The organism is uncultured Fretibacterium sp. (assembly GCF_938040765.1).
Classification (GTDB): Bacteria; Synergistota; Synergistia; order Synergistales; family Aminobacteriaceae; genus CAJPSE01.
In genome coordinates this window covers 1-1,738 of sequence record NZ_CALIAA010000182.1, presented here as the reverse complement: position 1 = coordinate 1,738, position 1,738 = coordinate 1, and the positions used below count along the sequence as shown (strand labels likewise).

Sequence of the window (1,738 nt, the reverse complement as noted above, 5' to 3'; positions counted from 1 at the left end):
ATTGAGTTTCCCGACGATGTCGAAGGACTTCGTGATTTTCTCGGGAAATAAGGATAACGGGATACCCAGAGCATCGCTCATCTCCTGGGACCACCCTTTTTTGTGGATGTCGAAAATACCGCCGATGTTGCCCGCCGAGGAATAGTCCGTCGCCGCAATGTCCGTAAATTTATAAATGACGTAATCCTTAGGCGTCATAAACTGCCGTGTCCTTTTCCAAAGGTCGGGCTCGTTGTTTTTCATCCAGAGGATTTTCGTGAATCCGTAGTAGCTGTCCACGTAATTGCCCGTGATGGAAAAGATCTTGTCAAATGGGATGTTGTCCTTTACCCATTGGGTTTCCTTCCGCGCTCTGCGGTCCATCCAGATCATGCAGGGACGGACAGGCTCCCCCGCCTTGTCCACCGGAATGCCCGATCCGCCATAAAGGCCGCTGATCGCTACGGCGGCAACATCCTTGGGATTGAGTCCCGATCGAGCGAGCACATCTTTCAATACGATGGTAACGGCCTCGAGCCATACATCGGGCCATTGCTCCGCCCAGGATGGCCTGGGTGTGAGAACCCCGTATTCATGAAAAGCTTCTCCCAGGGTCCTGCCCCGCTCATCCAGCATCAGAGCCTTGGTCCCACCCGTCCCAATATCCACGCCAATCAGCATTGCGAATCCTCCTTGTTTTTTCGGCATCTACGAGTGTCCCATCGATTCAGGCCGATATAGATGCCGACACGTCATCCGGCTCCGAACTGTGAGCATCGAGCAAACGGGCTCCCGGCGGGCGCCCGCTGAAAATCGGCTTCCGCAGGGTTTCCGCTTCATTCACCATGCGTCATCCATCATCCCTGGACGACGATATTCTCTCTTTCGCGGAAATAAGTTACCGTCTTTTTGACCAGTTCGTCCAGATCTTTTTTGTCGGGTTTTCCGTTCATGGCAACATAAGGGTCGCCGCCCGGCCCTAAGGGCTCAGCGGAGACAAAGCGGTTCCCCTGATTGTAGCCAATCAGGTAAAGTGCTCGGATAACGGTATCGATGTCCAGGGAACCATCTCCCAAAGCACGGCGGTTGCTGTCCGCCAGATGAAGGTTTACAAGCATCTCGCCCGCTTCCAAAATGGCTGTGCCCAGATGGCTTTCCCCGCTCTGCATGTGATAGAGATCGCCGTTAATGGAGGAGACCCCAGGGCGATTCACGGCGGCAATGTACTTCTTCGCGTCCGCAACCGTATGGATGAAACTCACCTCATCCGCACGGATGGGTTCTATCGCGGCATGGACCGAGTGCTGGACGAAAAGATTCGCGACGATCCTCAGGGTCTCGACGCTCCGGTCGAATTCGTTGGCGTCATAGGCAACAGGACGGCCCACTGCGCCGGGGACGACGAGAAGATAGTGCCCTCCGACGGCCGCCGTGAAAGGTATGGTGCGGCGAAGGTAATCAACGGCGGCCTGGCGTTGATGCGGCGCATTCGATGAGAGATCGTTATGTGCTGAAAACATGCCGCACACGCCGGAAACCTTCATGTCGTATCGACGCAGAACAGCCATGGTATCCTCTGCTCCGTATCCCAAATCCGGGCCGTAGTGGTTGCCGTGCAGTTCGATGTACTTTAAGCCGACGCCCGAGAGCCTGGCGCAGGAATCCTCCAGGGACTCCATTCCAAACCCCCAGTTGCTCCATGACAGTTTTAACGGCTCCTTCAGTTTTTCAGGGGCCTTATCCCGCAGTTCATTAAATT

The 1,738-nt window shown here is 55.0% G+C and carries 2 protein-coding genes; both read right to left on the bottom strand.

Annotation, left to right across the window (positions count from 1 at the left end; all coding sequences use genetic code 11):
- The coding region (locus tag Q0176_RS06475) for an FGGY family carbohydrate kinase (RefSeq protein WP_299300423.1) at nt 1-660 on the bottom strand (660 nt) is incomplete at its 3' end.
- Nucleotides 661-836: 176 nt separating this feature from the next.
- A partial coding sequence (locus Q0176_RS06470; protein ID WP_299300421.1) for a sugar phosphate isomerase/epimerase family protein occupies nt 837-1,738 on the bottom strand: 902 nt, incomplete at its 5' end.